Source organism: Methanocella paludicola SANAE, from assembly GCF_000011005.1.
In the GTDB taxonomy this organism is placed as follows: domain Archaea; phylum Halobacteriota; class Methanocellia; order Methanocellales; family Methanocellaceae; genus Methanocella; species Methanocella paludicola.
In genome coordinates this window covers 1,812,019-1,837,913 of sequence record NC_013665.1, presented here as the reverse complement: position 1 = coordinate 1,837,913, position 25,895 = coordinate 1,812,019, and the positions used below count along the sequence as shown (strand labels likewise).

The following is a 25,895-nucleotide window of genomic DNA, read 5'->3' as shown; positions in this document are numbered from 1 at the left end:
GGGATTTAGTGAGTAAAATCTAAAAAAAATTAGTGCTTTATTTCCTTTGGTGAGGTTCGTGATACCGACTGAACTAATAAGGGCCTAAAGGAAATACGGTAATTTTATTTTATGGGCTCAGCCTTAGCAAGCTGCAGGCTATAACCACGACGGCGCCCAGGAAAACCATGCGCAAAACCGACTTCAAATAGCTCTGCCCCGATATCCTTCCGGAGAAAAGCCCCAGGACGATCAGCGCCGCAAGCGCCAGAACAATGGAAACATACACCGCCATACTGCCAGAAACAACGACAAAAGGCAAAATAGGTACCAGAGAGCCGACGAAACTCGACCCGCCATGTGTGATCGAGTCCTTAATGATCTTACGCTTAGTAAGCTTCTCGATCTTCGTATCCTTAAGGTCCTGAAGCAGTGCCGCCTCCACCTCGGACAGCTTACCGTACTCGACGGCCGTCTCCGCTAAGTAGGAGCCGATGCCGTTAGTAAGGCAAAGAGCGATGCCGCCGCCGAGGGCGGCCTTGATGATGACGCCCGGGTCGAGGGTGGCGGAGGAAAGGCCCACGATGATGCCTAAAATAGCCAGAATGCCGTCGATAGTGCCTAAAATGATATAGCGGCCCTGCTCGGTCTCCTCAAGTAGCGCCATAGGTTAGCGGTCCTGCAGCGTCTCGACCTCTTCTACGAGCTTGATGCCCGCGGCCACTTCATCGATGCTATGGATAACGGCGCCCATGTCCTCGATGACGTGCTGCAGCTCATCGAAATCGATGTTGACGCCCTCTACGGTTATCTTGATGTTCTCGGTCTGCGTGTCGACCTCGTACAGGCTTAAGTTCACGCCGTTCACGTGCTTCAGCGCGGCTATAGCCTTCGCCAGCTCCAGGATCGACGGCTGATGCGGCTTAAGTACGTCCAATACCAATCGTTTGATGCCAGTCATTTCTTATCATTCAAATATAGTTGTTCCTAAAGGACAGATGTATCTAGACTATTTTAGAATATCAACTTTTGGATATAAAAATGGTGTTTATAAAAATGCTATATGCCGAATATTAGAGCCCTTATCTGGGGTATGAAAAATTTTTCTGGAGTGGGAACGGGCTGGAATAGTATGGATATGAACAGGAATAACACGACCGCCGGGATGAACACCATGAGCCACACGGTCTTGCTCCACTTATATACCCCTATGCCAGCCATAGGCTCTACGGGCAACAGGCCGTAGACACAGCTTACCATGCCGATCCAGATCCCCTTATCGGCGATAGAGCCGATATAGCCTCCGAGTTCGCCGATGATATCGGGCATATTGGACAGGAACTTCATGAAGAGGAACATTATCGTCAGTAAAAGCGCCGTATACGGGCCGATGAGCGAGATGATGCCATGCGACCGCGCATCGTCTTTATTCTCTTCCTTAACGATGGTTTTACCAGGCTGCGAAAAAGGATAGTTCAGGGCGAAGGCCGTCAGGAGCAGCGTGAAGGTGCCCACTTCCCAGAACTTGAACTCGGCCATCGCCTTGTACTTCGACGATAGCAGCCGGCGGGCCAGGTCGCAGACGACCACGGTAAACCCTGCCGCCACCATCCACTGGGAAAAAGTTTCTATCGTTATACCGGAAATTATGGGCGAATAGGCGAAAGAGAACGTCAGGCCGAGCAGTAAAATGCTAAAAATGGCCACGATAATCTCCGTCCACGATATGCCCAGGATCTTATGCGTATGCTCCACCGGGCTGATCGTGAAAAATTTTGAATAGAAGTAATAGAACGAGCCCTTGATGTAGCCGGTCGCGACGTCGAAGTATCCCTTTAGCATTTTCAATAGCGTTTCCGGCAGATTCCTCGTTATGGCCCTGATCGCAGGCTCTAAGAACCTGAGGCCATAAACGGCGATAAGGGCGACGGACGTGCCCATGACCACCCCGGCCGCGGAATTTTTCGCCATTTCCGTCATGGTCTCCTGGTCGATGAATTCGCTCACCGGTATACTATTATCAGATTCGACGGTGCCCCTCGCCTGGGAGATGGCTGAAGTAAGTTTTTCAACAGTGGTCTGAGGATAATAGATGTCTACATGGGCGGTATTAGCTACGGTAACGCCAGGGGATGGATTTTCCAGCATGAGCGAAAAAGTGCCATTATTATCGCTATCCAGTAAGGTTACCTCGATCGTCTTAATGATCTCTCCAGGGTTAAATATCAGGGTGCCGAATACGGGCGCGTACTCCTTATATGCGGTCGCAGTGCCATCGACCGTTGTATAGTCGATGGTGGCCGTAGTGTTGATATCGCCTTCTCTTACAATGATCAGAGTAAGGTTAGCGTAGTAGCCATATGCGTTATAGGCCGGCTTTTCGAACGAGATGTAACTGTATGCAGGCGGTTGAATTTGACTATCGATCGTAATAGTGCATTTTTCCAGGCCTATCGATGCACCGCCCGTGGGATTACTGAGGGCCATGCCGAACGACAGATTGTCCGTGTCTCCTTTTATGACCGTGACGGTTACCGTTTTGATCGTCTCGCCATCGTTAAAGGTCAAAGTGCCTGCCATCGGAACATAATGCGTTCCGGCTTTCGCAGTCCCGTCCCGGGTCGAGTAATCCACCGTGACAGTGCCGGCGCTGCCGTCGCCCCTCGTTACGATGACAGCTATAGTGCCGTTACTCACATGCATATTGTCGTTGACGAACCGGAATGTACCGGGGCTATTTGGGGCAGCGGCCGATGGATCCGGGGTCGCCGTGGGCCCGTAGGTAGGTGATGGTCCGGGGGTCGGCTCTCCCGGACTCGGCGTCGGTGTTGGTATCGGAGTGACTGTCGGGGTAGGAGTGGCCGTGGGCGTAGGCGTGGCCTCGCCACTAGTAACGATGTTCAGGTCGACCTGGTTTCTAGGACCGCTGGCGGTAAAAGTGCTCGATGCGGAATAACCGTTATAGCTGGCGGTGATCGTATACATTAGGCCGTCACTTATGCCGAACTGGTAGTATCCCGAGCCGTCCGTGGTCGTCGATTGCCCATCCGATATGGAAACGGATACGCCCCCGGCCGGCGTGCCATCCACGCTAACGTAGCCATAAACGCTGCTCGGCGTGAATCCCTGGGCCATCGCCGCCATTGGTATCCACAGGCAGGCTATTACCATCACGCATATCGCAATGGGCCCCACTTTAATCCCACGATCCAGTGCCCTCATTCATGTCCCCCTTTACCAAAAATTAATCAAGAAAAATATCCGGCACCTACTGCTTCTTGAACAGTATGTAATATCCCATTGCTACGATGATGATCACCAGCAGAGCAATGATCAATAGCAGTAGCCTGTAATCCACAGGAGATGGTATGCCGGGGACCGGTGTAGGCGTTGGAGTCGGCGTGGGCGTAGGCGTGGGGGTAGGCGTAATGGTCGGCGCAGGTGTTGGTGTAACGGTAACCGTTGTGGCCTGTGTTACTGCTGTCGGGACAGCTGTCGGGGTCGTAGTGGCCGCGGGCTTAGAGCCGGAGGACGATGGCACGATATTGAGGTCCACCTGCACTCTCGCCTGGTCTATCGTCACTGAACGCGATGCTGAGCCTCCATTATACGAAGCCGTGACCGTATAGGTCGAGCCGTTAAAAACTCCGAACTGGTAGTAGCCGGAGCTGTCCGTCGTCGCCCGCTGGCCATCGCTGAGAGAGACCGAGACACCTCCAATCGGCTTACCATTAAAGCTTATGTATCCATACAGCCCGGCCGGCTTGCCAAGAGCGAGAACTGGCGCCGAAAGGACCGAGCAGAACAGCGCTGTCATTAACAACGCTACAAAAGTTTTATAGACCATTCGCATTTTATATCACCCCGTATCGTAGTGTTCGATGACTATCCGTATTGATGAAGTACCCTTCACCGGGCCCGTTGTTAAAGTCATATGTACTTGGGCTGAGGCCTTCCATGTAGACCTGGTATTCGCCCGTGGCCCGGTCGTATCGGACAATATCCTGGGTGCCGTCCAGCATTTCACACAGGGATTTTGCATCCGTATCGTGATAGGTCCCCCATCCTACCAGGTTCCATCCCGGTTGCAGGTCCGTGGATCGGAGGGATGGCGGCTTACCGTTAACGGTCAGGGTCGTATCGTCCGCACAATTGACAAAATAGCCATTATCGGGCAGTAGCTGGAAATCGTACGCGGCCGGACTTAAGCCCACCATGAATATCTTGTATTCGCCCGTCGCCTGGTCGAACATGACAATGTCCGTTATATACGGATTGGTCGCGCCCAGGCCGCTCGCCGTAAACATAGTATTGTCCACGGGCAATGATACCAGGTTCCAGCCTTCCTTTAGGTCGAACGTATAAGAAGGCACGGAATTATCCTTATACATACTGGCGAAGCGTAGCCCGGTGTCGGCCGGGTTATACGTATAGCCCCTCAGCTCGATGCGATGTGGCTGAAACTGGATGGCGTTAGATAACCAGATGTAGGCATAGTCGGCATCCATACCCGATACGATCTGGCCTATCAACTGCGATCTCACCGGATCCGTTTCGGCCAATGCCTGCTGGTAAAGGGCGGTGACGGAATCGTTCACGTACCCTATACGCGACCCATAATAGCCGTTCGGTACGTAAGGCGCCAGGCAGGCATCCGCCGACGGGTAGTCCGCCATGGTACCCACTGCGTACATATCCATATCTCCGGCATCCTGCCTGGATAGATATGTCGACCAATCGAGGGGAGTTACCTGGACCGTGATGCCCAGGTCATAGCTCTCGATCTGCTTCTTTAATAATTCGCAGGCGATCCTGCGGACCTCGTTACCATTATTATAATACAGGTTCACCGTGGTGGGCGTACTTTTACTGAAGCCCGCATCCACCAGTAGCTGGCGCGCGTGTTCCGGGTCGAACTGGTATATGGGGATGTCGTTATCGTGTCCATCGATGTATTGCGGGATCGGGCCGTTCACCCGCCTTCCATAGCCATTGAGGGCGCTGTCGACGTAGGTGCCATCATCGAATGATTCGACGAACGCCTGCCTTACGCGCTTATCATCGAATCGCCAGCGGGCTAAATTGAAGCATAGCGCATTCACGGAAAGCGTGGGCCTTCCGCTTTCCACTACGACATTCGGGTTACCGAGGTCCGGCGTATTAAGCGCACTCGCCCAGATAAGGTCGGCCGAGCCGCTGTTTATGGCGTTGAGCCGGGTCGTATAATCGGGCACATAGCGGATGACCACATTTTGTGTAAGCGCCTGTGTCCCCCAGTACGCATCGTTCTTTTTGAGAACTACGCAGTTGCCCGGCGCCCAGGAAACGAACCTGTAGGGCCCGGTACCACACATGTGCCTATCCATGAAACTGCTCGGCACATTCGGGCTATAGCCTCCGTTCGCCATATCATAGGCGGGGCTGATGATGGCGGTGGCGGGGAACGCGAATAAGAACACGGAGCCAGTGTATGGTGCGGCGAGGTGGATCTGGACACAGGTGGAATTGATGACCTGGACTGTGTCATGGGCCAGGTATTGGGCCGCATCCCCGGTGGCGATGTACTCCTGGCCGCCAAGCAGGTGGGGTGTAATCGACATCCGCCAGGGGTCCTGGTTCATAATGACCCCCCGGTCAAAGGAATATTTCACCGCATCGGCATTAAAGTCAGTCCCGTCCTGGAACTTGACACCGCTACGCAGGTAGATCCTATAGGTAAGGCCGTCCGCCGAAACATCCGCTCCCGTAGCGAGACAGTTCGACGGCATAGACTCATTTCCATTATAACTGACGAGTGTCTGGTAAACGTTCTGTACGACCTCCAGGCTTGAAGCATCGTATGCGGTCGCCGGGTCCAGGGAGCTGGGCTCTCCAATCTCCATGGAAATGATCGTGTCTGGATCAAAGCTCGAACCCATGAAGAATACCAGGTCCGGTATGGCGATGTTGGCCGACACTGTGCCACGATTATTGCCTATGGTAACGATGCCATAGTACGAATGGTCATTCAAAGCGGCATCCTTCTTTGAGGCGACGACCTTGTACGTGCCATCGGGTACCCCTTCGAAGGTGTAGGTGCCCATAGCACCCGTTATGCCCTCATTCGTTTGCTGGGGATTGCCGGATATCGGGACGACGGCATCACTACTCCAGGATTGGGTGATCGGATCATAGGTCGTGGTATATAATGTTACATCGGCATCGGGTATGCCATTCTTGTTTTTATCTGTAACGGCGCCTGATATGGACCCTCCTGCCGTACCCGTCCATATAACATTTCCATTAGTACCCCCATTTGAGACATCGACAATGGCATAGCTCGTTATTCCTGCGGTATCCGCCTGGACCATGTAGGTGCCGGTCGGCACGTCCTGGAATGCGAAGGCGCCCATGGCGTTAGTCATACCGTCATTCGACGTTTGAGGATTTCGCGGTACGCCGGCCACCAGGCCAGTGTTGGACCACGTATTCGTTACCCCATTGTAGAGACAATTATAAAGGCCAACGTTCGCCAATGGTATCCCGTTGCGTTCGCTATCTGTGACAATTCCCGAGATCGTGCCCGAGCCTGTTGCGAAGGATGCGGGAGGAGTAGCCTGGGGTGGGCTCGTCCCGTAAATATAGCTCGGGATCACGATGTTGGCCGTCGTAGTGCCCTCATTGACGGTCACTAGCGAATAATACAGATAACCATCCTTTTCTGCCGTGACCATGTAGTTGCCCTGCGGGATCCTGTAGAAAGTATACGTGCCCGGCTCTGCTATTCGCGACGTACTCACGGTCAACTGAGGATTTTCCGGTGTCGGGTAAATGCTGCCTGCATCTACGGTTCCCGCCCCTGTCGTATATGACTGTAGCTTAACGGTAGCAAGTGGAACACCAGTGCCCTGGCTATCCATGACCGTGCCGGCTATAGTGCCCCAGTTGACCACATTGACGGGCTTCGTATCGGTTATCTGGATGCCCCAGGCAGTCGTGGAACTTACGTCTACATTGACGGTTCCAGGGGCCGTATTCGACGTAAGGAGGATGGTGGTCTGCCCGTTAAAGTCGGTTAAGTTCGTTTTAACCGTTGGTAGGTAAGCTACCGGATCATTGTCCGATGAAAACGTGACAGCGACGTTGGACCTATGGTAAGGGTTGCCCGCCAGGTATAATTGCGCGGTTATTACGGATGTGTCTCCGCCCTTCAATATCGTGTCCGGGTCGCAGGTCACACGGACCTCATCGGGTAACGGTATCCGAAGCACGATGGACCCCGCAGAAGTGCATTGATCGGCCAGGGTATAGGTATCGCTAGTTCCGCTGACCGATATCCCGTCGCCAAGATTCGCAGTAGCGGTGACATAAGCGTATGCGGCCCCTCCCGAAAGGTCTATGTTATCAAAGCTAAACGCTCCTGAGAACGGGGCTCCGCTGCTGGTGGTAATAGTATACGTTGCAGGTAATGGCGTATGGGCCGCATCTAATACGTGTAATGTGACGGTCAGGCCACCATATGGCATCCCGAAAGAGTCGACGACGATGCCAGACCATGCCGCCCTCTGCACGGGGTCGGAGCCACCGGGCACGTGCAGGACGACATTCGCCAGATACGAACTTGGGGCGGGGGAGCTCAATGGGACGTTGACGCTACGCCCCTGGTAAGATCCAGAGCTGCATGTTATATAGAAATATGATGCGCCAACAGGCACCACACCATTATGATGCAGGTACCATCCCGTGGAGTCTGTGAGTACACTGAACGTGTATATTTCAGTATCCGCGGCATCCATGACATGTACATCGACCGGGGCGAGGCTTATGCCATTCCCGTTAGTATCCGTGACCATGCCGCCCATGATCATCGCTGTCGGCATGTCGGTCATAATGACCATACAATTCGAAGTCAGATCTCCTGATATGGGGAAATCTGCGCTCCTGCCATGCCATGTGCCCTGGTCTGCCGTCACGTACGCGTGGGTGGCTGTGCTCACGACGATGTGGTCAAAGTTGAAGTAGCCTATATATGGCATAGAATTACTTGTTGTACGTGTCATCGTATAGAGTTCCGTCACACCGTCCATGACGTGTAACGTAACCGCTATCCCACCCAGGCCTGCGGTGCTCGTGGCGTCCAACAGCTTACCGGAAACGGAAGCCATCGGTGGATAAACGACAGGCGCGGCATCGGCCGTCCTATATGCGGAAGGGCCAAGACCTGCACCATAATCATTAATGTAGAAAGCGTCGAGGCTGACGGTCAGCATCAAAGATATCATCAGAATAGTGAATATATTTCTTAAAATTTTACCAAAGTTTAACCCGGTATAAGTTACACTAAACCTTTCAGTAAAACTGCTTTTATTCAATTTAACCTTGCCCCCTTCGTGATCCCTTACCCAACATCCACTGGTGAGTAAGCAATTGTATTTACCTAATCATTAGCATATAACAAATTAGCAATATATAGGTTTCTGAAAAAGCGCTTGCTCATAAAAAGGCAGACTTAAATATTTTCAAAACATACCAATGTGTTACATTATTATTATAACATCGATGCCGGTGACAAAATGTCGCTACCTGAAAATTTCAAATGTGTTATCACTAACTGGGATTACATCTATCGCCTCTGCCGAAAGATCTCGAAGGAAGTACGAAGCTCGGGCTATAAGCCCGACGTCATCGTGGCGCTGGCCAGGGGCGGCTGGTTTGCCGGCCGGGTATTATGTGACTTTCTTAACCTGAACGACCTTATCAGCCTGAAGATCGAGCATTACACAGGCACTGCGAGCCCGGGCAGCGGGCCGAAGATCCGCTACCCCATGGACGAGAACATGATCAAGGGCAAGAACGTTCTCATCGTCGACGACATCTCGGACACGGGCAAGAGCATGACCTTCGCTAAGGAATATATCCTGAAGTACGGCCCGAAAGAGGTCCGCACGGCCACGCTGCAGCACCTGATGTGCTCCCAGTCGAAGGCCGACTATGTGGGCGAATTGCTCGACGAGTGGGCCTGGGTCATCTTCCCCTGGAACTTCATGGAGGACATGTGCGAGGTCACCGGCCAGGTCATGGCGAAGCACAGCCTCAAGGCCTGGACGCTGGAGGACATCAAGCTCGGCCTCAAGAAATATCACCAGATCGAGCCCACGTACTTCGAGATCACCCAGCCCGGCCGCATGGAGGAGGTACTCGGCGAGATGGAGTACCGTGGCATCATTCGCCAGCTTGGCGACGGCATCTGGGAACCGTTAAAGCACTGAGGGATCTTCATGGTCAAAGTGGGAATTATCGGGGGGAGCGGTATCTATGACCCCTCCATGTTCGATCACGTGAAGGAGCAGAAGGTGCGGACGCCTTTTGGCACTCCCGGTGACTCTTTTATTGTCGGCTCCATGAATGGCATAGAAGCCGTGTTCCTGTCAAGGCATGGGCGGGGCCACAAGTATTCTCCGACCGACCTGAACTACCGGGCTAACATATACGGCATGAAAAAGCTGGGCGTCACCCACATTATCTCTGTTTCGGCGGTCGGCAGCCTCAAGGAGAGCCTGAAGCCGCTGGACATCGTGATACCGGACCAGGTGTATGACCGCACCACGAAGCGAGTTTCCACGTACTTCGAGGGCGGCATCGTGGCCCACATCAGCTTCGCCGACCCGTTCTGCCGGAAGCTGTCCGACATCCTCTACGAGACGGCAAAAGAAAAATATAGAGTTCACAACGGGGGCACTTACCTGTGCATGGAGGGCCCCCAGTTCTCGACGAAGGCCGAGTCGCGCATTTACCGGAAGCTCGGCTTCGACGTCATCGGCATGACCGCGCTCCCCGAGGCAAAGCTGGCCCGGGAAGCGGAGATCTGCTTCGCCATCCTCGCCACTATTACCGATTACGACGTCTGGTACGAGGAGCCCGTATCCATCGGCCAGGTCATCGAGTACGCGGCGAAGAACGAGGAGGCCGTGAAGGACATCCTCCGCAGGGCCGTGGGCCGGATCGAGGATACGGACTGCCCGTGCAGGCACGCGCTGGAGGGCGCCATTGCCACAAGCCCGGATGCCATCCCCGAGAAAGTAAAACGGGACCTGAAGCCGCTGATCGGCCCTTATATAAAATGATAGCGTGATACCATGACCGTGGAGCTCGAGCAGAAGACCGATACGACGCTTTATATCATCGAGCGCCTGGATAAGAACGCCAGGCTTACCTGTACGATCGGCAAGATCACGGTCAGCATGAAAAAGGACCTGGATAAGGACATCCTCGCGAAGATCCTGCTATCGCTTTCCAAGGTGGACTCCAACATCGCCTACGAGTATGAGACGATGTGCCAGTACAACGATATTAACCGGCTGAGGCTGGACGACTACGTCGTGGTCTCCTACTCGAAATCGGGCCCGTCCGCGTACAAGACCATCTTCAGCGTGCCCTTCTCGCGCCGTAAGGCGCTGCGGCGCCTGGCCATCAACGTGTCCGACCGCCTCATGGCCGGGGACGCGGACCTCTCCATTCTCTGGGACGGCAACCCCTCGAAGATCAGCCAGCTTTCCGAAGAGTTGCAGGGCGACTGGAAGATGCAGGTCATCGAGGCGAATAAGGAAAGCTGATGCTGTTTTTGAAATAAGAACGTATTTATGTATATTCTCCCTTGAGGTCTGCATCCATGAAAGTCGCTGTTCCCGATGTGACGGGCTCCCTGTATACGAGGCTGTGTAAGGGATGCCGCCTGTGCCTTAAAGGCGCCAAGCTGGTCTTATTTGTTACGGGAGCGTGTTCCAGGGATTGTTTTTATTGTCCTTTGTCGGAGGAGCGAAAAGGCAAAGACGATGTGTACGCTAACGAGAGGCGGGTCCTTTCGGACGCTGACGTCATCGATGAGGCTAAGCGCATGAGCGCGCTGGGCACGGGCATTACCGGCGGCGAGCCGCTGATGGTCCTGGACCGTACCATCCATTATATCAAACTACTTAAGGGAACGTTCGGGAAGCGCCACCATATCCACTTATACACTGGCATCGCCCCCTCCGACACCGTCCTAAAAAAGCTCAAGGACGCAGGACTGGACGAGATCCGGTACCACCCGCCCCTGGAGGACTGGGACAACTTTAAGAGCACGCCGTTCTACCATGCCCTCAGGCTCTCGAAGGAGCTGGGCATGGACACGGGGGTCGAAATACCCTCGATAAAGCCCGTGCCTGAGATATCCGAAGCGATCCGGGAGTCAGGCGGCTTCCTCAACCTCAACGAGCTCGAGTTTTCCGATACCAATTGTGAGGCCCTCAAGAAAAAAGGCTACAGTCTCAAGGATGATATATCAAATGCAGTGCTGGGGAGCGAAAAAACCGGGCACGAGATAGTTTTAAATAATATAGCCTATACTAGGTATTGCTCGTCACGTTTTAAGGACGCTGTCCAGTTACGCGAGCGGCTCAAACGCATCGCGAAAAATATGGCAAGGCCCTTTGACGAGATAAGCGCTGATGGAACAATTATATACGGGGAAATAGAAGGTAATATTACGGATGTGCTTCGAATCCTGAAAAGGTCGAACATACCCCGGCGCATGTATCGTTCATACGGCAGCCGCATCGAGACCGCGTGGTGGCTCCTTGAAGAGACCGAGGGCCTTTGCGGCGCCTCACATTGCTCCATTGTCGAGCGATACCCGATGGAAAACGGGCTGGTCGTAGAAAGAATACCATTACGATCATCTGGAAGTGGTGACTCTGAATAGCTCTGAAGACGAAATGGTGCTCGCCCGCATCAAAGACTACCTGAGCAGGGATAAGGACGGCCGGCGCAGGGCCGTGTTAAGGATATTCCTGGATGGCGGCCCATACGAGACGAAAGATATCGATGAAAAACTCAGGGAACAGAATTTCGACGTAAAGAACAAAGGCACGCCGGCCATGGTCGGCCTGATGGGCTCGAAGACCGGCATACTTAGCGTCGACGTCACCGGCGACCACAACATGTACTCCATCAAGGAAAAATATAAGCGCCTCGTGAAAGTGGCGCTCGAAGAGACTGCTTGAAGAGACAAGCTGACACTCATTATGCAAATCAAGTCTTTTTTATGGGACCTGTACGCGGGATGGTATGAGCATATACCCGTTCTATACCGCTGGTACGAGCATTCCCTTAAGAGAGACGTATTAAGGCATTCTATTCCCCAGCATGTGGCCATTATCCAGGACGGCAACCGCCGCTACGCAAAGCGGCTGGGCAAGAGCGTGGAGCAGGGCCACATCTACGGCGCCGACACGACGGAGAAGGTGCTCGACTGGTGCGGCGAGCTGGGAATTCGGCAGCTTACTTTGTACGCTTTCTCGACCGAGAACTTCAAGCGCCCCGAACAGGAGAAGAAGGCGCTTTTTGACCTTTTTAAGCATTTTGCCCGTCAGGCCCGTGAGAGCAAGCGCACGCACGAGTCGAAGCTCCGCATACGGTCGGTGGGCGACATCTCCATGCTGCCCCAGGACGTGAAGGACGAGATCGCCCTCACGGAGGCTGCGACCGCCACTTACGATAAGTTTTATCTTAACGTCGCCGTGGCCTACGGCGGCCGCCAGGAGATCGTCGACGGCGCCCGGAAGATGGCCAAAGAGGTTAAGAGCGGCTCTCTGGAGCCCGAGAACATCACCGAGGAGATGGTGGATAAGTACCTTTACTTCGGCAGTGAGACTCGCTCGCAGGTCGACCTGATCATCCGGACGGGCGGCGACGAGCGGACCTCGAATTTCCTGCCCTGGCAGGCCAGCGGCAACGAGTGCGCCATCTATATCGCCGCTCCTTTCTGGCCCGAGTTCCGGAAGATCGACTTTATCCGGGCCGTCCGGGCATACCAGAGCCGGGAGAAGGAGCACCGGGTGAAGCTGGCCGTGAGCATGTTGAAGATGAAGCGTCATAATGGTGGCTTCAACCGTGATGAGTTCCGGGACAGCCTGGTATCGGCATTGAAAGTAAGCCCGCAGGAGGCCGAATCGATCCTGGCGAGCCCTCTTGTGAAGAAAGAGCTGGCTAAGATCAGCTGATAGTGGTATCATGTGGCCTGACCAAGTCTCGATGGCCATCGAAAATAATACGACAGAATATTTTTTTGATTATTTCGCGGTTTTGGGATGAATATTTTTTTATCCTTTTCTAGTTATGCCGTCGTTGAGTGGTCCAACCACAGGGGCACGGAGCGCACGGGAGTTTCACAGAGTTATTTTTTAATAATTTGAGACTCAGAGAGCTCAGAGGCCGGTTTATTAGTTTGCCTGGGGCACAGAGTTTATTGAGGCTCGGTTGACCAATAAACAATTAAGCGGTTTATCCTCGCCAGTGCCTCGTTATACTCCGTGCCCCGGGAATGTTATAAACCCGTCCCCTGTGCCCTCCGAGCCTCCCTTTATAAGAAAACTCCGTGAAACTCAGCGCTCTCCGTGCCCCTGTGGTTGGACCACTCAACGACGGCATAACATAAAAACGAGCGAAGGCATCCGCCAAAGCAATATATCATCCCAAAAACGCACAAGAACCATTTTTTATCACTCTATAAAATATTACTTTCAGACCCCTTTAAATTCCTTTATATCGAGGACGGCCATATTATCGAACATCCATGGAAAGCACGCTAATGCCATCCCCGGCGCTCTTTAATGAAAAGGCCAGCGGAGGCTTTTTAGGAGAACGGGAGCGCTCGCTATGCGTAGAATGCAAGGGCACGAAGATGCTCTGCGCCAAGACGAGGTGCCCGCTGCTGGTGAAATACTATGCGGCCGTCAGGCAGAAGCGGTCCATCGATAGTACGTCGATTTTCGGCTCGGCCCCGGGCGTGTTCGTGGGACGTTACGGGTATCCGGCGGTGTCTGTGGGTCCGCTGCTGCCTCCCATCGTGGGCGATACGGCCGAGCTTGACACCCCCGAGATGTGGATAGGCAAGACCATCGACGATATCGTGGGGATGAGGAGCGCTCTTGTCCGGGGATTGTCCACTGTCAATGTGAAGAAGCCGGAGAAGTCCGAAAAGCTGGTCACTGACCTGCAGCTCCTTTCGATGGCGGATAAGCCCATCGATACGAGTGCCGAGTTCCTGAGGAAGCCCTCGGGGCGCATCGAGCTCGACGACGAAGTGCAGCCCTTCGGCCCTTCAGCGCCGCTTAAAAAGATGGAGGTCGGCAACTTCAGGCTCGACGACCGGATAGAGAAGGCTTTTTATGATAAGGACCTGATGGCCAGGGACGCTGTTCTAGGACTTTATCACGACAGTACGCTCGTCACCCGCATCCAGCGGGCGTTCAGCATGGGCGCCTTCGGCGCCAAAAAGACCCGCCGGCTCGTGCCCACGAGGCAGAGCATCACGGCAGTGGACAGCATCATCGGCGAGACGCTGGTAGAGGAGGTCAAGCGCCTGCCGCTCATCAACGAATACCGGGTGTTCGAGAGCTGGCAGCTGGATAACCGCTTTATCGTCCTGATGGCGCCCGAGCCCTGGAGCTATGAGCTCGTGGAGGCGTGGTACCCGGATACCATCTGGAATCCTGCCGGGCGGGACATCATGGTCATTTCGGACCACGAGCTGAGCGGCGGCCGCACTACGTACGCGAAGATCGGGGGCTGCTACTATGCGGCCCGTCTGGCGACTTCAGAATACTTATTAAAAGAGAAGCGGCAGGCCAAGGTGGTTATCCTGAGGGAGGCTCATTCCGGCTACATCATGCCCGTGGGCGTGTGGAACGTGCGCGAGAACGTCCGTAATGCCCTGCGGGGGGCGTATAACTCCTTTAACTCGCTCGAGGCCGCGCTCACGCACATCCAGGGCCGCTTCGACATACCGATAAAGCGCTGGACGCTGAACAGCTTCGTATTGAAGGACAGCCGTTTCCAGAAGAGGCTGACGGATTTCTAATATGATATGCAGGGAAATAAGCTGTAAATCTGCGTTGAGCATGTCGGGGTTGCCAGGATTAGACTACACGCTGAACCCGTACATGGGCTGCGGCCACGCCTGTATCTATTGTTATGCGCCTTCTACGCTAAGATATGCAGGCCCCGATGCATGGGGCTCTTTCGTTAACGTGAAGGCTGATATCCCTCGAGTCCTTGAAAAAGAGGTCAGGACGAAAAAGCGGGGCGTCGTAGGCATTAGCACGGTCACGGACCCGTATCAGCCTGTTGAGGAAAAGTACCGGCTGACCCGGAGCTGCCTTAAAGTGCTGCTGGCGAAGGATCTTCCGATCTGTGTTCAGACGAAGTCTGCGCTCGTGGTAAGAGATATCGACCTGCTGCGGGAATTTAAGGATAAGGAGGTCGGTTTTACGGTCACGACGCTGGACGAGCGCATGAGCGGCATCATGGAGCCCGGCGCATCGAAGCCGGCCGCACGTCTCGACGCCCTGAAAACGCTTTCGGATAACGGTATAGCGACGTGGGCATTCGTAGGGCCCATGGTACCCGGAATAATCGATAAAGAGCGCCTGGAAGAGCTCCTGGCCAGAGTGCAGGAGGCAGGCGCTTCACACGTCATGCTCGATCGCCTCAGGCTCAAGCCCGGGCTGTGGGGACGGATGGAGCCTATATTGATGGAAAAAGCGCCGGACATCGCCGAGGCCTGTAAGCGGGCGCTGTTCAAGAATGATGGCACCTTCGAGGCCCTGAGGTCCGATGCCGCCCGAATATGCCTTGAGCTAAAGCTGCCCTGCGAATTAAACTATTAAAAAGAAGGATCAATCGACTAAAGTGTCCAGATTCCCGTGGATACAATAATAGCCTCCGTCGAGCCTGTGCTGAATGGAGACCGGGCACATGCCGCATTTACAGCCCTTCATCTCGATCTTACCATTAAGATTACCGCGAGAGCAGAAGAGCAGCTTACTGCCACAGTCTATATAGCTGGGGCAGGTGCCACAATATTGCATGCATATGCTTTTATTCTCTGGGCTGTTTTCAACGAACATCTTAACACCCGACCATTTACAGCATATTATTAATTATTTAATATATATAAAGTCGAGTCTTAGCTACAACGGTAGAAAAAATGTTACATAAGCCCCGTAAGGCCTTTTTCGCGCAGCCTGTTTTTTACCGGTGAAGAATATTTTAACGTCGAGGTCGAGTTATCGCGGGAGATATGCCATGTATGAGCAAAAAGTCCGGACAATAAGCTTCGACGAGCTGCTTCAAAAGTTCAAGAATAACGAACGGTTCGTGCTGGTCGATGCCCGCTCGGGGGAGGACTACGATAAAAGCCATTTACCGGGCGCCTTATCCATCCCGGTCGAGGAGATACGAGACTATGCGGGACGGCTTGACAAGGACGAGGAGATCATAACGTATTGCGGCGGCTTCCAGTGCCCCGCCAGCACGATGGCGGCCAAAGAGTTCATGAGCCTGGGCTTCAAGGACGTGCTGGACTATAAGGGCGGCATACAGGAATGGTCCGAGAAGCGCTACCCGACGGAGAGCAGCTGACCCGGACGTACAGGTCTCCTGGCAGAGGGACGCCTCACAGGGCTAAAAAATATCCTGAAGCGCCTAAGCCTTCAAAGGCGCTTCCATCTCCTTTTCTTTTACCGAATTAGCTGATGAGTTGGCACTATCAGGGACCAGGCGCTTCAGGCCCAGGATCGCGACCGCACAAATGATGAACATCGCGCCGATGACGGTCCACATGGAGGGGACGTTGTTATTCATCGAGTCCTTCAGTACGCCCCCGAAGAGCGGCCCCACGGCCCAGCCGATGTTCCCCGTAAGCCCGCTGAAGCCGAAATACCGGCCCCGCATGGCCTCCGGCGATAGGTTCGCCTGCAATGTAGAGCTCGAGGGTGCCCAGATCATCTCGGCTAATGTGATGATGGCCATGCAGATGAACGGCACGAAGAATGCCGTCGAGATCGACAGCAGGCCAAAGCCGAAGGCGAATATGACCGCGGCCAGCGCCAGCATCGAGGTCATCCGGTGCTGGCCGACCCGGACCGACAGGGGGTACTGGAAAAGCGCCACCATCAGGCCGCTGAGGGCGAACAGCACGCCGATCCAGAACTCGTTCAGGCCCACGTATGACGACGCATAGACCGAGAACAGCGTGTACATCTGCTGGTACGGGATGGTCATGAAGAGCATGATGAGGCAGAACGCCAGGAACGGCCGGTCGCTCGCGACTACGATAACGTCCTTCAGCGATAAGTGCTCCGACCTTGTCTTCGGCTTCGTGTCCCTGAGCAGGAATATCGCGATCAACAAATACGTGAACGTGGTCAGCGCCGTGATCAGGAAAAGGTTCCCGTAGGACGTGAACATGATGAATGCTCCGCCCAGTACGGGCCCGACCACCCATCCCAGGTTCGACCCGATACGCAATAAGCCATAGGCCTCTACCCGCTGGCTGGGCTCCACGACGTCGGCTACCATGACGTCCGGTATGGCCCTGTACAGGCCCCCGTTGAACGAGTTGAACGCAAGGGCAAGAATGAAGAGCGGAATGGCAGCGTTCGTGTCGATGGCCAGGCTGATCAGGAGATACGAGACGATCTGGAGAGAAAGGCCGGCTATTAAAAGCTTTTTTCGGCCATAGGCGTCGCAGGCGGCCCCGCCTATATACGCGGCCCCTGCCCCGGCGATCGCCGTAATGAAGTCGGCGATGCCTACCTGGGTCATGGACATGCCAAGGGTCTCATACATGTAGATGGACATGAAGGTCATCACTAGCGAGCTGCCCATTACCGCTATGATGGCCGCGCCGACGAGGCCCCATACCTGCCTGTCGAATCGCGAGATCAATTCCTTAAATCCTTTAAGCATTTTTACGGCCGCCTTGCCATTTAGGGCTTACTTGAAAAGGAGCTTTGGTTATATATAATTACCTGATGTGTAGTTTAAAAGTAATAGCTTAACATTATAAAAGATCTCGGCGGCCCGCGAGGACCGCCCGATAAAAGGCCTTTAATTAAGCCTGCTTACTCGGTAAGCCTGCTTACTCGGACCTCTTCGCCCTGTTGATCAGGTCCCTTACCTTTTGCCCACCCTTGTGGCCGATCTGAACGTAAAAGTCGTGGCCATGGGTCCTCTTCGTGGTCTCTCCGCCTTTCCTGCCCGCCTCTCTGACAGTCATGTCTCCACGTTCTTCTCTCCTTGCCATAGGTTAATCACCAAAACAGACTTTAAATCCTATGTTAATAGCCTTATCCTGCGAAAATCGTATCATAGCCCCCTATTACGTCGAAGAATGCCAGCAGGGCATCGAGGCTCTTGTAATTAGAATTTATCTTTAAAATGATGAATAATCGACGTTTTAATGTTATATCACTTTAATATGGCATAAAATTAGATAGAAATTAATTTCTTGTGGATTTGTGGCCTTTTTACCGGTTTCGAACGCTTTACGGCTTCTTTCCCTCGTTCTCCGAGGTATAGTAGTTACGAATTGTCTGCTCCGGAACGGCCCGGCATTTATAGACATGCCCCCTGGGCAAATATTATAAGCCCTTATAAAATATATTTTGTGTTATGGCCCTGCATCATGTGGAAAAGGATTATGGAAAGCTAGAAAAAGAGCTCAAGGAACTGGCGAAGAAAAACAAGGTGGAAATATACCCGGTATCGCCGGACGACATAGTGGTGAGCGAGTGGGTGCGCTGGAAGTGCATGTTCGGCTGTAAGGGCTATGGTAAGCATTTGAGCTGTCCGCCTTATGTTCCGGGGCCAGAGGACACCAGGAAACTGCTGAAAGAATATCAAAAAGCCTATTTGGTCCACTTCAAGGGCATTCCCGGAATGACGGAGCTTGACCCGGACAGGGTGCCCGCGAACTGGCATGCCTTCCTCTCGGGGCTGATATTGTGGATACACAATACCGTTTATGAGCTGGAGCAGCACGCCTTTTATTCGGGGTACTATAAGGCACTGGCGTTCGGCGCATACCCGTGCTACTTCTGTGAGGAGTGCGTGGCCGAGCAGGCTAAAGGCGTCGTTGACGTGAGTATGAAGAGGGAGTGCAGGCATGCAGAGAAGGTGCGCACCTCCATGGAGGCCGTGGGCATCGACGTGTTCACTACGGTAAGGGGGCAGGGCCTTCCCATAGAGGTCATCCCTTGCAGGAAGAACGAGTACGGGAAGTTCATGCACTCGCGCTTCGACTCCTACGGGCTACTGCTCATACGATAAATCAGATAAGCATGATAGGCCAGGTAATATTGAGAGAGCTTTACCTTTTTAAGATGATCACTCGACGGCAGGAAGCATGACCACAAACCTGGCTCCGCGGGTATAGTCGCCCGCCACGCGGTCCTCGACCCAGAATTTTCCCCGGTAGTCATCTACGAGCATCTTGATCAAGCATAGGCCGAAGCCTTTACCCTTCGCCCTCGTCGTCGTAAGGCTTAGCCGGTCGAACAAGGTGCTCTTAAGAGTGTCAGGGATGCCGGGGCCATCGTCCTCCACGTCGATGCGGCAATATATTTTACCGTTATCGATGACCCGGCTCACCCCGATGTTGACCACGAGAGCGCCCTTAGAGTGCTTCACCGCGTTGCCCACGAGGTTGGTGAACACGTCCTTCAACAGGACATTGGCCCGGACGCGGTAATCGCCGGGGGCATTGCAAGTGATCTTGACGTCCCGGCCCGGGATGCGTTTAAACTGTTTTATGGTGTCCTCGATGATGCTGCCGACGCTGAGCACCTCGGGCTCATACAGCCCCATCTTCTCCCGCTGGAGCTTCCGCACGCTATCGATGAGCTGCGAGCTGTTATTCAGCGAATCCATCGCCCTGTCCAGTAAAACGATGTTGTCCTCGCCGAGCTTGCCCTCCATCTCGATGATATTGTGGGCTAGTTCCAGGAACCCCAGGCTGATCTGGTTCATGTTGTTGATGTCATGGCCCATCAAGTCTACGTACAGTTCAACCTGGTCTTTGGCATCCTGCAATGCATTCTGGGCCCGCTTTCTCTCCGAAATATCCTGCATCGTGCCGAAGACCTTTATGGGCCTGCCGTTCTCGTCTAAAATGACCTCCACGATGGAGTGTATGTACCTTTCCTTCCCATCCGGGAGTAGTATCCTGAACTCGTAGTCACGTGGAAGATTATCATAACGGATGTCTTTTATGGCCTCGTTCACCCACTTGCGGTCATCCGGGTGGAGCATGCGGGCAAATTTTTCAAAGGGGACCGCCTCCTGATGGTCGAGGCCGAACATACGGAAATATTCCCGGGAGCCGGAGAGCTGGTCTGTCTTCAGGTCCCATTCCCAGTTCCCCAGTGCAGCGATCCTTTGAGCCCGCTCGAGATTGGCTTCGCTCTTCTTCAAGGCTTCTTCGGCCTGTCTGCGCTCCGTGATATCCCGGGCGGCCGCGAAGACACCGATGACCTCGCCGGTATCATCCCGATAGACCGAAGCATTGTATATGACGGGAGTAATATGCCCGTCCTTATGCCATATCTCCAGCGCATAATCCGTGACCGACCCCCGTTCGAACGCAGTCCGGTATCCCTCTTTCGCCCTATCCGGCTCGGTGAAATAATCGCAAAAATCGGTGTTTATCAGCTCCTCCCTCGCGAAGCCGGTTACCATCTCTGTGGCCTTGTTCACGTCAGTGATCACCCCGGCCGGGGAGATGGTCACGAGCGGGTCCAGGCTTGCTTCGATGAGGCTGCGGTTATACGCACTTGCCAGCCTGACGGCTTCTTCAGCCAGCTTGCGCTCGGTGATATCCTCGTATGTGCAGAGGATGCCCGTCACATTGCCTTCGAGATCGTGCAGGGGGACCTTGCTGGTCTCGAGCCAGGCGACCCTTCCACTGGCTTCCCGCTGTTGCTCAATGATATGATACTCCGGCGTATCGCTCTCCATCACCCTGAAGTCGTGCTCACGGAAGGAGTCGGCTTGCTCCCGGGACCAGGGGAGGTCGTAGTCCGTCTTCCCCCGTATGTCCTCCGGAGTTTTCAGGCCCGCTGCCCTGGCAAAGATCTTGTTACATCCCAGGTAGGTTGAATTCCGATCCTTCCAGAAGATCGCCTGGGGAACGTTATCCATGACTAGCTGTAGTATTATTTTCGATTGAACGATCGCATTCTCGGCCCGCTTGCGCTCGGTGATATCCACAACAGTTCCAATCCCGAACATGGGGGTGCCATGCGCGTCGAAGTCGATGATCGCTTTCTCGTACACCCATTTAACCTGGCCGTTGGCGAAGACCCGGTGCTCGATCTCGTATGGCTTACCGGCAAGGGCCTCCTTCCATGCACGGTCCACTCCGGCCCTATCCTCTTCGTACACGATCGCCAGGAAGTCCTCATAAGAGAGCCCCGTGTTCGGGGGAAGCCCGAAAATCCGGTACGTTTCCGGAGACCACCACAGATCGTTATTCCGGAGGTCGAGGTGCCAGCTCCCGACCTTCCCTGCCTCCTGGGACCGGTATAATATGCGCTCGGTCCGTTTCAAGCGGCGCTCGCTCTCCCGCAGGGCCTCATCAGTCTTCTTACGCTCGCTGATATCCCGACACAGGGAAACCATATACTCCTTACCATCAGCGTGGAAATAATTGGAGCTTATTTCTACGGGAAAAACCTTGCCGTCCTTTGTTTTAAACCTCGACTCCACTAATATTTTGCCTAAATGTTTATTCCTTTCTATGAACTCAGATAGTTTTTCCGCCGTAAAATCCACGTCAATATCCGGTATATTCATCGATAATAGCTCACACCTGGTATACCCCAGGGATCGACAGGCCTCCTCGTTCACGAAAAAAATGCGCCCATCGGCCCACGTCCAAAAAGCCATATCCCTGAGTTGATCTACCAAATACTCGTTGAAAAATTGCTTTTCCTCGTCCTGCTTACGCTCTTTGGCATCAGCATCCGGTAACTTAATGCCCTCATTTTTTTTCGATCGCTTCGATGGAGCTTTCTCTTTTTTTCCCGGCATGCCCTTCCTGACCAAAAAACTTCTTATTAGTATTCTGGGATGTGTAAATATAAAAATTTTCAGGGCTATCCAAAGCGAGGCCATAGCTTGCATAATTTTATATTTATATTAGCGTAATTCTCCCTTAATGTTCGGCCGGTCAACTCATCAAAACCCGGATAGTTGCTTCGCCCGGCGCGATGGGCCCCCATCAAAAGGCCGTGCGTGAAGCCAACGCCAAAAGTATATGATTTGATTGTTTTCATATTATTGTAAAGAGATGGAGCGTTACAGGCAAATATTAAAAGGGGCGCCGTCGAGGCATATCCTGCTCAAGAGCATAGCGGTGCCTTCTGATTACAGCTCGCTCGGGGCCAGGGCGTTATGGGAGTTGCACGATGAGCGAATGGCCGATTATCGTAAGCTAAACGAGCAATATGATAAAAATAATACGCTCCCTACGGGAAAAAAGCCCTCACTGCTTGACGTAAAAGCCGAGCTGGCCGCCCGCATCATGGAGCACTGCTACTTCTGTGAGATCCGGTGCGGCGCGAACCGGTATAAGCGCCCTGGAGCCTGCGGCGTCGACGCCACCTCCCATTACTATTCAGAATTCTTACACCGGGGCGAAGAGCCCGAGCTGATCCCCTCGCACACCATCTTTTTCGAGGGCTGCACCTTCGCCTGCGCCTACTGCCAGAACTGGACCATCGCCACAGAGATCAGGGGCCATCTGGTCGATCCCCGGGAGCTCGCCGAGGTCATCGAAATACGCCATAAGGAGGGCAGCAAGAACGTGAACCTGGTGGGCGGCGACCCGACCCCTCACCTGCATACCATACTCCAGATCGTCAATTACCTGACCTCCAATATTCCGGTCGTCTGGAACTCGAACATGTACATGACGCCTGAGTCCATGCGGCTGCTGGAGGGTGTGGTGGACGTATACCTGGGCGATTTTAGATACGGCAACGATGAGCACGCTTCCCGGTATTCGAGCGGCGCCAACTACTGGGCCGTCACCACGAGGGCCTTCCTGGCAGCTAAAGCCCAGGCCGACGTCCTGGTCCGGCAGCTCGTGCTTCCCGGCCATGTGGAGTGCTGCACGAAGCCCATCGTGGAATGGTGCGCAAAAAATTTAGAAAAAGACGTGCGGTTTAACATGATGTTCCAGTATTTCCCCGAGTACCGGGCTCACACTTTCCCGGAGATCGACCGCATGCTCACTGGCGCCGAAATAACCCGGGCCCGGGAGATAGCAAAAGAGGCGGGGCTCACGAACCTTGTCTAAAAGCGAAAGCACATTTTTATAATAAAAAAGCGATTTATTATTGATAGCCTATGACGACACCACCCGTAAATGACGAGAACACGAGCGAATGCATCTGCGACGGCTGCCCGAGCTACCCCGGCCAGGGCGATAAGAAGCAGTACTGCGGCCACGGTAAGAGCCCGCTGAAGGTGAACATGGAGGGCTGTATCTGCCCGGCCGGCTGTCCGGTATATAAAAAATACAAGCTCAAAGAAATGTATTATTGCGTCTACGGGCAGGCGAAGTAAAAACAATATATTTTTCTGCTTAACGTTATATTTTCCCGGCTAATACTCTCAATCATGCCAGCGAGTGCTCCGCCCGCCCTGAGGGACCTCAAAAGCCTGACCGACGAGCAGGTCAGCGAGCTCTTTGAGGACCGGATAATGGAGCGGGGCATCAAGTATTTTGAGCAGGGCCGGATACTGCGGCCTTTCGTCTACCGGGACAGCATCATGGCCGAGTGCCAGGGCACGCTCCCCGAGAATTATTATATACGCGTCGACCTGCGTGGCGGCAATATGGTGGCCTCCTGTACCTGCCCCTATGCTTTAGGCTACTGCAAGCACATCGCCGCCGTGCTGTACGGCTGGCTCAAGAAGCCGGGCATGTTCAAGGACCTCGGGCAGTCGGAGGACTTGTTAAAAAAGATGGATAAGGGCCCGCTGGTCGAGACCATCATCGACATGATCAAGTATGACCCGGACGTCGTTTATGTCATTAACCTGCGCCTGCTGCCCCGGCCCGAGCTGCCGGGCTTCGTGGAGCGGGAAATGAAGAACATTTTTTCGGAGGAGTTCGTCGATTACCTCAACGTCCGGGAGATCGTGAAGAAGCTCGATATATTCAGGGAGTACGCCTCGGACATATACCAGGAAGGCGATATCGGGACGGCCATGGTCGTGCTGCGCCCGGTAATCGAGGCCATCATCGATAACTATACGAATTTAGACGATACTGACGGCCTCATGCGCAACTTCTTCGCCGCGGTCATGGACCTGTACGGCGACATCATACCAAATTACCGCATGGAAGGCGAGCGTCGCCGGTTCATGAACCAGGCCCTGGAATGGTACATGCTGGCCGAGTGGGGGCTTGAGCGAGTGCTGCGGAACTTCATAAGGAAAGAGACCGAGCGCCTCAAGGAACAAAAGTTCATGGTCAACTCCGTGGAATTACGGCTGGCCGACTACAAGAAGAGCTTCATCACCATGGGCCCTAAGTACTCGGAGGAGTACGAATACGTGGAAGAGCGGCTGGAGCGGCTCGAGGGGCTTCGTGCGGACATCAAGGGGCATATTTAGCATTAATTAGCAGTACCCTATTTATTTTCATTCTTTGAAAAATCAACTACGATGAGCGAGGCGAAGGGCGCCAGGAACGATGGCACCAGGCAGGAATTATCCGGGCTGCTGAAGAGCGGCCGCGCCACATTCTTTAGCCTGTTCCTTGGAAGGAATGTGGTCGATAAGGACGGCCATATACTGGGCAGGCTAAAGGACTTCAGCATCAAGCCCGGAGAGTCATTACTGGAAGTCTCCGGTGTCGTCTACGGGGAAGGCCTCTTGAGCGAGGTGCTGGGCCATGACGTCATCGTGGGCATGGCCAATGTCAGCTCTATTGATGGCGAGATCAAGCTCAAGGTCGCCAGGGAAGACATACCGCCCGGAAGGCTCTCGGAGAACGAGATGCTCATCACGGATACGATCCTCGACAAACAGATCGTTGATATCGACGACCTGAAGGTCGTGCGGGTGAACGACGTGCTGCTGGCATGGATCAAGAGCTCGCTCTGCCTTGTGGGCGTGGACGTGGGCTTCAACGGCATCATGCGCCGCCTGGGCCTCACGTGGGTGCCCCGGCGCTTAAATATTTTAAAATTTCCAGAGCATATCATCTCCTGGTCATACATCGACCCGCTGAACCCGGCGCTCCGGAAGGTCCACCTCCGGATACCGAGGAAGAACGTGAACGACCTGCATCCGGCCGACATCGCGGACATCATCGAAGAACTGGACAACAAGGGCCGGTTCACGATCCTGCAGTCCCTGGACGAGGAGACGGCCGCCGAAACGCTGGAGATGGTCGAGCCCGACATCCGTACGATCATGCTGCGCCAGATGTCGGAGAAGGAAGTGGCCGAGATCATGGATAACATGAACCCGGACGATGCCGCTGACATTCTTATCACGATGCCCAAAGACCGCGCGACCGAGGTCCTCAGGCAGTTATGCACCGTCAGTAAAGAGCATGCCAGCGATATCCGCGACCTTATGAAGTATCGGGAGAACTCGGCAGGCGGCATGATGAACACCGAATTCATCCATATTCATCGTGACCAGAAGGTTTCGGACGCTTTTGCGAAGCTTCGGGCGGAAGGCCGGGACATCGACATGATATACTACCTGTATGTCCTCGACGAGAAAGAGCGCTTGCTGGGCGTCTTCTCTTTAAGGGACTTACTGCTTGCCGACCCTCAGCAGCTGGTAAAAGACATCATGCTCGCCGAGGTCATCACGGTCCTCCCTACGTCTTCCCGGGAGGAGGTCGCTAACGTCATGTCCCGCTACGACCTGCTGGCGCTCCCGGTGGTCGGCAACGACAACGTGATGCTCGGCATCGTGACCTTCGACGACGCCCTCGAGTACATGCTGCCCGAGGACATCAAGAGCCGCCTGCCCGCAAATTACCATATTACCCGCCGGGTACACAGGATGTGAGCCGTCGTGCCGGA

The 25,895-nt window shown here is 54.0% G+C and carries 23 protein-coding genes; 14 read left to right on the top strand and 9 right to left on the bottom strand.

Annotated elements, in window-relative coordinates; genetic code table 11:
• Positions 1–109: 109 nt before the first annotated feature.
• From MCP_RS09245 to MCP_RS09225, 5 genes are all read right to left on the bottom strand, one after another.
• On the bottom strand, positions 110–646 hold the full coding sequence (locus MCP_RS09245; protein ID WP_012900577.1) for a VIT1/CCC1 transporter family protein: 537 nt from the start codon (positions 644–646) through the stop codon (positions 110–112).
• A gap of 3 nt (positions 647–649) precedes the next feature.
• Complete coding sequence (locus MCP_RS09240; RefSeq protein WP_012900576.1) at positions 650–940, bottom strand: DUF211 domain-containing protein; 291 nt, start codon at positions 938–940, stop codon at positions 650–652.
• A 98-nt stretch (positions 941–1,038) separates the two neighbouring features.
• Positions 1,039–3,201, bottom strand: coding sequence for a Calx-beta domain-containing protein (locus tag MCP_RS09235; protein WP_012900575.1), 2,163 nt, complete (start codon positions 3,199–3,201; stop codon positions 1,039–1,041).
• A gap of 46 nt (positions 3,202–3,247) precedes the next feature.
• Positions 3,248–3,832: a carboxypeptidase regulatory-like domain-containing protein gene (locus MCP_RS15955; protein ID WP_012900574.1), complete on the bottom strand. Its 585-nt coding sequence runs from the start codon at positions 3,830–3,832 to the stop codon at positions 3,248–3,250.
• Position 3,833: 1 nt separating this feature from the next.
• A complete protein-coding gene (locus tag MCP_RS09225; RefSeq protein WP_158301478.1) occupies positions 3,834–8,228 on the bottom strand; it encodes an ABC transporter substrate-binding protein in 4,395 nt (1,464 codons plus the stop codon).
• A gap of 303 nt (positions 8,229–8,531) precedes the next feature.
• Here MCP_RS09225 and MCP_RS09220 point away from each other — a divergent pair, with 303 nt between their 5' ends.
• The 8 genes from MCP_RS09220 (at position 8,532) to MCP_RS09185 (ending at position 15,665) form a co-directional block, all read left to right on the top strand.
• Positions 8,532–9,227, top strand: coding sequence for a phosphoribosyltransferase (locus MCP_RS09220; protein WP_012900572.1), 696 nt, complete (start codon positions 8,532–8,534; stop codon positions 9,225–9,227).
• A gap of 9 nt (positions 9,228–9,236) precedes the next feature.
• Positions 9,237–10,082, top strand: coding sequence for an S-methyl-5'-thioadenosine phosphorylase (gene mtnP / locus MCP_RS09215; protein ID WP_012900571.1), 846 nt, complete (start codon positions 9,237–9,239; stop codon positions 10,080–10,082).
• A 12-nt stretch (positions 10,083–10,094) separates the two neighbouring features.
• The gene (locus MCP_RS09210; protein WP_012900570.1) at positions 10,095–10,571 is read left to right on the top strand and encodes a hypothetical protein; all 477 of its coding nucleotides are present in this window, start codon (positions 10,095–10,097) and stop codon (positions 10,569–10,571) included.
• 56 nt (positions 10,572–10,627) lie between these two features.
• Positions 10,628–11,698, top strand: a complete 1,071-nt coding sequence (locus tag MCP_RS09205; RefSeq protein WP_012900569.1) for a radical SAM protein — start codon at positions 10,628–10,630, stop codon at positions 11,696–11,698.
• Complete coding sequence (locus tag MCP_RS09200) at positions 11,682–11,999, top strand: DUF2551 domain-containing protein (RefSeq protein WP_231845050.1); 318 nt, start codon at positions 11,682–11,684, stop codon at positions 11,997–11,999. Before MCP_RS09205 ends, MCP_RS09200 begins: the two co-directional genes overlap by 17 nt.
• Before the next feature lie 21 nt (positions 12,000–12,020).
• On the top strand, positions 12,021–12,998 hold the full coding sequence (gene uppS / locus MCP_RS09195; RefSeq protein ID WP_012900567.1) for a polyprenyl diphosphate synthase: 978 nt from the start codon (positions 12,021–12,023) through the stop codon (positions 12,996–12,998).
• A gap of 572 nt (positions 12,999–13,570) precedes the next feature.
• Positions 13,571–14,857 carry an Nre family DNA repair protein gene (locus MCP_RS09190; protein ID WP_128860016.1) on the top strand — a complete coding sequence of 429 codons (1,287 nt, stop codon included), beginning with the start codon at positions 13,571–13,573 and terminating at the stop codon, positions 14,855–14,857.
• A 40-nt stretch (positions 14,858–14,897) separates the two neighbouring features.
• Positions 14,898–15,665, top strand: a complete 768-nt coding sequence (locus MCP_RS09185) for an SPL family radical SAM protein (RefSeq protein WP_231845205.1) — start codon at positions 14,898–14,900, stop codon at positions 15,663–15,665.
• A gap of 9 nt (positions 15,666–15,674) precedes the next feature.
• Here MCP_RS09185 and MCP_RS09180 read toward each other — a convergent pair whose 3' ends face one another.
• Positions 15,675–15,866, bottom strand: coding sequence for a DUF2769 domain-containing protein (locus MCP_RS09180; protein ID WP_231845049.1), 192 nt, complete (start codon positions 15,864–15,866; stop codon positions 15,675–15,677).
• A gap of 217 nt (positions 15,867–16,083) precedes the next feature.
• On the opposite strand from MCP_RS09180, the gene MCP_RS09175 reads away from it, so the two are divergent.
• Complete coding sequence (locus MCP_RS09175; protein WP_012900563.1) at positions 16,084–16,419, top strand: rhodanese-like domain-containing protein; 336 nt, start codon at positions 16,084–16,086, stop codon at positions 16,417–16,419.
• Positions 16,420–16,482: 63 nt separating this feature from the next.
• Here MCP_RS09175 and MCP_RS09170 read toward each other — a convergent pair whose 3' ends face one another.
• Positions 16,483–17,748, bottom strand: a complete 1,266-nt coding sequence (locus tag MCP_RS09170) for an MDR family MFS transporter (RefSeq protein ID WP_012900562.1) — start codon at positions 17,746–17,748, stop codon at positions 16,483–16,485.
• Between the two features lie 172 nt (positions 17,749–17,920).
• Positions 17,921–18,085: a hypothetical protein gene (locus MCP_RS09165; RefSeq protein WP_012900561.1), complete on the bottom strand. Its 165-nt coding sequence runs from the start codon at positions 18,083–18,085 to the stop codon at positions 17,921–17,923.
• 368 nt (positions 18,086–18,453) lie between these two features.
• Between MCP_RS09165 and MCP_RS09160 the strand changes: the two genes are divergently transcribed.
• Positions 18,454–19,110 carry a DUF2284 domain-containing protein gene (locus MCP_RS09160; protein WP_012900560.1) on the top strand — a complete coding sequence of 219 codons (657 nt, stop codon included), beginning with the start codon at positions 18,454–18,456 and terminating at the stop codon, positions 19,108–19,110.
• A 57-nt stretch (positions 19,111–19,167) separates the two neighbouring features.
• Here MCP_RS09160 and MCP_RS09155 read toward each other — a convergent pair whose 3' ends face one another.
• The gene (locus MCP_RS09155; RefSeq protein WP_012900559.1) at positions 19,168–21,870 is read right to left on the bottom strand and encodes a PAS domain S-box protein; all 2,703 of its coding nucleotides are present in this window, start codon (positions 21,868–21,870) and stop codon (positions 19,168–19,170) included.
• A gap of 259 nt (positions 21,871–22,129) precedes the next feature.
• Between MCP_RS09155 and MCP_RS09150 the strand changes: the two genes are divergently transcribed.
• Genes MCP_RS09150 through MCP_RS09135 form a run of 4 tightly spaced genes read left to right on the top strand, consistent with a single transcriptional unit; the run spans position 22,130 to position 25,881 of the window.
• Entirely contained in the window at positions 22,130–23,140 is a 1,011-nt protein-coding gene (locus MCP_RS09150; protein WP_128567132.1) for a radical SAM protein, read from the top strand.
• Between the two features lie 50 nt (positions 23,141–23,190).
• Positions 23,191–23,409: a DUF2769 domain-containing protein gene (locus tag MCP_RS09145; RefSeq protein WP_012900557.1), complete on the top strand. Its 219-nt coding sequence runs from the start codon at positions 23,191–23,193 to the stop codon at positions 23,407–23,409.
• 54 nt (positions 23,410–23,463) lie between these two features.
• Positions 23,464–24,465, top strand: coding sequence for an SWIM zinc finger family protein (locus MCP_RS09140; protein WP_012900556.1), 1,002 nt, complete (start codon positions 23,464–23,466; stop codon positions 24,463–24,465).
• 51 nt (positions 24,466–24,516) lie between these two features.
• Positions 24,517–25,881: a magnesium transporter gene (locus MCP_RS09135; RefSeq protein WP_012900555.1), complete on the top strand. Its 1,365-nt coding sequence runs from the start codon at positions 24,517–24,519 to the stop codon at positions 25,879–25,881.
• Positions 25,882–25,895: the final 14 nt, after the last annotated feature.

Coding starts and splice junctions, on each gene's coding strand:
- MCP_RS09245 (WP_012900577.1), bottom strand. CDS start 646: ATGGCGCTACTTGAGGAGACCGAGCAGGGCCGCTATATCATTTTAGGC.
- MCP_RS09240 (WP_012900576.1), bottom strand. CDS start 940: ATGACTGGCATCAAACGATTGGTATTGGACGTACTTAAGCCGCATCAG.
- MCP_RS09235 (WP_012900575.1), bottom strand. CDS start 3,201: ATGAGGGCACTGGATCGTGGGATTAAAGTGGGGCCCATTGCGATATGC.
- MCP_RS15955 (WP_012900574.1), bottom strand. CDS start 3,832: ATGCGAATGGTCTATAAAACTTTTGTAGCGTTGTTAATGACAGCGCTG.
- MCP_RS09225 (WP_158301478.1), bottom strand. CDS start 8,228: ATGCTGACCGTCAGCCTCGACGCTTTCTACATTAATGATTATGGTGCA.
- MCP_RS09220 (WP_012900572.1), top strand. CDS start 8,532: ATGTCGCTACCTGAAAATTTCAAATGTGTTATCACTAACTGGGATTAC.
- mtnP (WP_012900571.1), top strand. CDS start 9,237: ATGGTCAAAGTGGGAATTATCGGGGGGAGCGGTATCTATGACCCCTCC.
- MCP_RS09210 (WP_012900570.1), top strand. CDS start 10,095: ATGACCGTGGAGCTCGAGCAGAAGACCGATACGACGCTTTATATCATC.
- MCP_RS09205 (WP_012900569.1), top strand. CDS start 10,628: ATGAAAGTCGCTGTTCCCGATGTGACGGGCTCCCTGTATACGAGGCTG.
- uppS (WP_012900567.1), top strand. CDS start 12,021: ATGCAAATCAAGTCTTTTTTATGGGACCTGTACGCGGGATGGTATGAG.
- MCP_RS09190 (WP_128860016.1), top strand. CDS start 13,571: ATGGAAAGCACGCTAATGCCATCCCCGGCGCTCTTTAATGAAAAGGCC.
- MCP_RS09185 (WP_231845205.1), top strand. CDS start 14,898: ATGTCGGGGTTGCCAGGATTAGACTACACGCTGAACCCGTACATGGGC.
- MCP_RS09180 (WP_231845049.1), bottom strand. CDS start 15,866: ATGCAATATTGTGGCACCTGCCCCAGCTATATAGACTGTGGCAGTAAG.
- MCP_RS09175 (WP_012900563.1), top strand. CDS start 16,084: ATGTATGAGCAAAAAGTCCGGACAATAAGCTTCGACGAGCTGCTTCAA.
- MCP_RS09170 (WP_012900562.1), bottom strand. CDS start 17,748: ATGCTTAAAGGATTTAAGGAATTGATCTCGCGATTCGACAGGCAGGTA.
- MCP_RS09165 (WP_012900561.1), bottom strand. CDS start 18,085: ATGGCAAGGAGAGAAGAACGTGGAGACATGACTGTCAGAGAGGCGGGC.
- MCP_RS09160 (WP_012900560.1), top strand. CDS start 18,454: ATGGCCCTGCATCATGTGGAAAAGGATTATGGAAAGCTAGAAAAAGAG.
- MCP_RS09155 (WP_012900559.1), bottom strand. CDS start 21,870: ATGCCGGGAAAAAAAGAGAAAGCTCCATCGAAGCGATCGAAAAAAAAT.
- MCP_RS09150 (WP_128567132.1), top strand. CDS start 22,130: ATGGAGCGTTACAGGCAAATATTAAAAGGGGCGCCGTCGAGGCATATC.
- MCP_RS09145 (WP_012900557.1), top strand. CDS start 23,191: ATGACGACACCACCCGTAAATGACGAGAACACGAGCGAATGCATCTGC.
- MCP_RS09140 (WP_012900556.1), top strand. CDS start 23,464: ATGCCAGCGAGTGCTCCGCCCGCCCTGAGGGACCTCAAAAGCCTGACC.
- MCP_RS09135 (WP_012900555.1), top strand. CDS start 24,517: ATGAGCGAGGCGAAGGGCGCCAGGAACGATGGCACCAGGCAGGAATTA.